Source organism: Microvirga sp. P4_G7 (assembly GCF_056401005.1).
The window spans coordinates 1-4,695 of sequence record NZ_JBFUKD010000274.1 but is presented as its reverse complement, the minus strand read 5'-3'; the positions used below and the strand labels follow the sequence as shown (position 1 = coordinate 4,695).

Sequence of the window (4,695 nt, the reverse complement as noted above, 5' to 3'; positions counted from 1 at the left end):
ATCGAAAGCGGCAGAGCCACCCATTCCGGTCGTGGCTGAGCGCTCCACGAGGCTCATTTCCGGGAAAACCAAAGCAATCTGTGGAAAAACTCCCTCGCGTGGAGAAATGCTGGTCGTTCAAGGGAACTCGGAAATCCCCCTAGCGTTACTGTGCATCGCGTTCGAGTTTTGGATCCAATGACCGAGGATACGCCCGCAATACTTCTTGTCGAAGACGAGCCTCTGATTCGGCTGGTCTTGGCAGAGCTTTTAGAGGATGCCGGCTTTAGGGTGATCGAAGCCGCCCAGGCGACGGAAGCCTTCACGATCCTCGATTCAGGGTTGCCAGTCAGTGTCCTTCTCACCGACGTCGATATGCCATGCGGCGGAAACGGATACGATCTCGCGCGGTCCGCCCACGAATCGTGGCCCCACCTCGAAATTCTGGTGATGTCGGGTCGGCAATGGCCCGCGCAGGGTGATTTGCCCCCCGGCGCGGCTTTTCTGGCCAAGCCGTGTCCCAACGAAGCCATCGTCTCCCATGTTCGGTCGGCGGTCGAACGCGCGTTGAAAGTGTCTGAACAACAAGAGGAATTTGGACCGGCTGTGAATTCGGTGGTGCCGTTTCCACGATTTGCGTGAAAAGTCGTTCAAAGAGCGGTTCAAAGACCAAAGGATAGTCTTGCTGGGGCAGTAAAGCAGCCATAAGCTCGATTTCGCTGAAACCCTGTTAAGCCAATCTCAGAGGGATCGGACTTTCTCGGCCGCCAGCAGGACGGCCAAACCTTTTCATTCAGCTGCTCTCGCCATTACCTTTCGGAGGAACTCATGGCCACTAAGACGACCGCCGCGAAAGCCAAGAAGCCTGCGGCGAAGCCAGCCGCCAAGGCGGCTGCAAAGCCCGCCGCCAAGAAGACGGCCTCCGCTAAGCCCAACGCGCTTCAGAAGCCCCTGCAGCCCTCCAAGGAACTGGCGGTCATCGTCGGGTCCAACCCGATTGCCCGGGGCGAGGTCGTGAGCAAGATGTGGGAGTACATCAAGAAGCACAACCTCCAGAATCCCGAGAACAAGCGCGAGATCCTGGCGGACGACAAGCTTCAGCCGATCTTCGGCAAAAAGAAGGTCACGATGTTCGAGATGAACAAGCATCTCGCACAGCACTTGAAGTAGTCTCGAAGGCGCCCAGGCGCTTCATTGATCAGGAGGCCTTCTGCCACTTGTCGAGCGGCAGAAGGTCGGGACTTTTCCCAGGCGCCTTGCGCCAAGGGTCGACGGCCCATTCGACATTCTCCCGAACATCGACGATCACCGCCGTGAAATGCGGGTAGCGACCATCGAGGAAGATGCCGCGGGATTGCGGACGTTCCACCTCATGGTGCACCAGTAGCCCCTGTTCCTCCAGCAGCAGCAGGAGGCTCGTCGTATTGGCTGTTTCGTCGAGACAATCCATCTGCCCGTTCGTTCCTGAAAGGGAGGGCGGAGAGCCGGGCTCGTCCGGACGCCCGCCGAATTGCCCCGCAAGATGAGCGGTGTAGATGCTGACGGCATCGCGCAGAGCCTCACGTTCGGCGGCAGGTGATGCGTGCCCTGATCGCATGACCGTGCGCACGCGATTGAACCATGCGGAATCGATGACGATTTCCATGCGCCGCGTGCAGCCATAGCCATGGCAGGCGATGATCCGACCGCCGAGCGGCGCAACATAGCCCTGATCGCGAAACCAAGTGCGCGCCGGAACGGGAGAGGCCGCATGCGTCTGGGTCGCGGCCGCACAGAGCAGAGCGAAGGCGGTTACGAATTTCATCGCTGACGTCCTCCCGATTTAAAGATCTAGCGACTTCCGCAGCCGCATCAGATCGGGATATGTAGCTTTCACTTTCATCGTGGCCAGTGGGCCGAACCGGCTATCTGCGGAGTGCGCATGTCCCGTGTTGTTTTTCTGAATGGATCGTTTCTCCCGCTCGAGGAGGCTAGAATCCCGATCATGGATCGCGGTTTCCTGTTCTCCGATGGCGTCTACGAAGGTTTCGGAATTCTGGGCGGTCGCCTCGTCGACAATGATCTGCATCTCGCCCGCCTCGAGCGCTCGCTGTCCGAAATTCGCATTGCCAATCCGTATTCGCGCGCGCAATGGACCGCATTCGAAGAAGAGCTCATCCGGCGCAACGATTTCGATGAGGGCTTTCTCTACCTGCAGGTGACGCGTGGCGTTGCCGATCGCGACTTCAACTTCCCGGACGCCGGCGATCCAACGATCGTCATGTTCACGCAGGTGCGGTCGATTGCGAAATCACCCGCTGCGGACAAGGGGATCGCAGTCATCACCGTGCCAGACATGCGATGGAAACGGCGCGACATCAAGTCGATCTCGCTCCTTGCGCAGGTTCTTGCCAAACAGGCGGCGAAGGAGGCAGGCGCCCAGGAAGCCTGGATGGTCGAAGACGGTTTCGTCACCGAGGGAGGTTCTTCGAGCGGCTTCATCGTGACGAAGCAGGGCGCCATCATCGTACGCCCGCTTTCGAATGCGATTCTTCCCGGCATCACGCGCAAATCACTCCTGCGTCTCGCCGAGGAAACCGGGCTCGTCCTTGAAGAGCGCTTCTTCACGCCGGACGAGGCCTACAATGCCGCGGAAGCGTTTCTGACCAGCGCGTCGAATTTCGTTCTTCCCATCGTTTCCATCGACGGACGACCCATCGGCGACGGCACGCCTGGTCCGATCACACGGCGCCTGCGGGAGCTCTACCTCGCGATGGCCCGCGGATCCTGACCTTACTTGCCAGTCCGGCCCTTGCGGTTCGACCGCGACGCATCCGGTGCCTTGGTATCCATCATCCGCTGAGCAAGTTCTGAAATCTGCCGTCGCAGTTCCTCGTTGTCGGCCTCGATCTGCGCGTCCGGGGAAACGCCGCCTTTGCGCAGCGCCTGCAACTCTTCCTGCAATCGGAGGCGCTCGGCGCGTGCGGCGGAGAGAGCACCTTCGATGGTTGCTTTCTCCGCCTTCAATTCCTCGAATCGTGCCGAGAGGGTTCGGAGGTCGGAGGCCCTTGCTTCTCCGTCCTTCGCCCTTTGCGATTCCGCACTGGTGGCGTTTTGCTGCAGAGCCGTCAGCTGCGCAGCCAGGGCTTGCTCGGCCGCAATTTTCGCGGCGAGGGCTTCCTCGATCACCGCTTTTGCCTGCTTTTCCCGCTCGATGGCCGACGTCAGGCTCTCCACGGCCTCGCTCTTTTGGTCACGTTCGACTTCGAGATCGCGAATGCGATGCTCGAGGATGATCCCGCGCTCTTGTTCGGACAGAAGGCTCTTTTCCAGTTTCCCGCTGCGTTTTCGCTCGTCGGAAAGCTCGTTTTTGTGATCCCCCAACGCGCGTTCGAAATCATCGCCACGGGCCGTGTGCGTCATCAACCGCGTTTCGAGATCCGAGATGGTGATCCGCTTGGCGTCGAGTTCGCTCAAGGCCGTGGTGTGACGCGTATCGAGATCGACAAAAGCGGCTTCCTGCGTCTCGAGGTTTTCCTGGAGCGAAACGAAATCGGTCGAGATCGCAGCGAGGGAAGCGGTCGTTCGATCCAGTTCGCTCTTCGTCGATGCCCATTCCTCGAGCGCCGTCCGATGGGCCGAATCGAGGGACGCGAGGCTTTCCTTCGCGCCTGACAGGCTGGCCTTCGTCGCCTCCAATTCACCGTCCGTGCCAGCGAGGCGGCTGAGGGCGTCGGCGAGGTCGGCTTCGAGGCCGGCGATGGTTTGGTCGCGCTCGGACAATGCGGTTTCGAGGGCTTCGATCCGCACGGCCCGGCGACCGATTTCTTCCATGCTTTGGTGTTTGAGTTTCTGAGCCTCATCCGCCCGGCGTTCGATTCGCCGTTGGGCGACCGCAAATTCGGCCCGAAGATGGTCCTTCTCCGCTGTCAGTTCGGCGATCGACAGAGGAAAGAGCGCTTCGACCCGCCGACGGGCCAGGCGTTCCGCGCGCGCATTGATGGCGGGGATGACGAGAAGAGCGATCAAGGTTGCCGCAAGGAACCCCAACGCGAAAATCATGATGGTTTCGACCACGCCGACGCTTACTCCAGGGCGCTCAATCGGAAGAGCTCAAGCACCCTGCCATGTGCCCGCGCTGCTTGCCAGAGCGCCGTTGTTCCACGAAGGCGGGTTCTAGCGCGCCGTGACCAAAAGGGGAGTCCTGGGAGGGTTTGGAGTCCGCAGACCAGCCTCCCAGCAAAAAAATGCACCGCCGCGGCGTTCCTACCGCGACGGCGCATGATTTGACGTGGGCTAATTTGACGTGGGCTAGAAGGGGTTCCAGGTCGGCTGGGATGTAAACTTCAAATAGCCCATATTGATGCCAAGGCGTGCGCCGACGCCGGTGCGGATCGGCACCACCACCATCTCATCGGCCGCAGCCGCGGTGACACCGAAGCCGCCGATCAGGTAGGCGGATCCGTTGATGCCGACGAACCGCCTGTACAGCGCATCGACGCTCTGAAGATTGTAGACGAGCATCATGGTCCGTGCACCGTCACCACCGACATCGAAGCCGAGGGAAGGGCCCTGCCAGAAGATGCGTCGTTCGCCGGCGTTACGGGTGAAGAGCTTGCCTTCCCCGTAGCGCAGGCCGCCGAAGAAGGCCCCTGACGCTTCCTGCCCGAGAATATACCCGTTCGGCTCTCCCCAGCGGCTGATGGCCTCCTGGACCGCGAGAGCGAACCCACGGGA

General features: G+C 60.6%; 6 protein-coding genes. 3 read left to right on the top strand and 3 right to left on the bottom strand.

All coding sequences use genetic code 11. The features are described from left to right. The first annotated feature begins 177 nt into the window (after window positions 1-177). On the top strand, window positions 178-621 hold the full coding sequence (locus AC1DT3_RS12645; protein WP_477465605.1) for a response regulator: 444 nt from the start codon (window positions 178-180) through the stop codon (window positions 619-621). A 186-nt stretch (window positions 622-807) separates the two neighbouring features. Further along, the gene (locus AC1DT3_RS12640; RefSeq protein ID WP_477465604.1) at window positions 808-1,149 is read left to right on the top strand and encodes an SWIB/MDM2 domain-containing protein; all 342 of its coding nucleotides are present in this window, start codon (window positions 808-810) and stop codon (window positions 1,147-1,149) included. Window positions 1,150-1,177: 28 nt separating this feature from the next. Here the strand turns inward: AC1DT3_RS12640 and AC1DT3_RS12635 are convergent, their stop codons facing one another. Beyond that, window positions 1,178-1,783: a hypothetical protein gene (locus tag AC1DT3_RS12635; RefSeq protein ID WP_477465603.1), complete on the bottom strand. Its 606-nt coding sequence runs from the start codon at window positions 1,781-1,783 to the stop codon at window positions 1,178-1,180. 117 nt (window positions 1,784-1,900) lie between these two features. Here AC1DT3_RS12635 and AC1DT3_RS12630 point away from each other — a divergent pair, with 117 nt between their 5' ends. After that, the gene (locus AC1DT3_RS12630; protein ID WP_477465602.1) at window positions 1,901-2,749 is read left to right on the top strand and encodes a D-amino-acid transaminase; all 849 of its coding nucleotides are present in this window, start codon (window positions 1,901-1,903) and stop codon (window positions 2,747-2,749) included. A 2-nt stretch (window positions 2,750-2,751) separates the two neighbouring features. Here AC1DT3_RS12630 and AC1DT3_RS12625 read toward each other — a convergent pair whose 3' ends face one another. Beyond that, a complete protein-coding gene (locus AC1DT3_RS12625) occupies window positions 2,752-4,035 on the bottom strand; it encodes a hypothetical protein (RefSeq protein WP_477465601.1) in 1,284 nt (427 codons plus the stop codon). Between the two features lie 234 nt (window positions 4,036-4,269). After that, a partial coding sequence (locus AC1DT3_RS12620; protein ID WP_477465600.1) for a DUF1134 domain-containing protein occupies window positions 4,270-4,695 on the bottom strand: 426 nt, incomplete at its 5' end.

Excerpts from the sequence above, each read along its gene's own strand:
- AC1DT3_RS12640 (WP_477465604.1), top strand. The coding sequence starts at position 808 with ATGGCCACTAAGACGACCGCCGCGAAAGCCAAGAAGCCTGCGGCGAAG.
- AC1DT3_RS12635 (WP_477465603.1), bottom strand. The coding sequence starts at position 1,783 with ATGAAATTCGTAACCGCCTTCGCTCTGCTCTGTGCGGCCGCGACCCAG.
- AC1DT3_RS12645 (WP_477465605.1), top strand. The coding sequence starts at position 178 with ATGACCGAGGATACGCCCGCAATACTTCTTGTCGAAGACGAGCCTCTG.
- AC1DT3_RS12630 (WP_477465602.1), top strand. The coding sequence starts at position 1,901 with ATGTCCCGTGTTGTTTTTCTGAATGGATCGTTTCTCCCGCTCGAGGAG.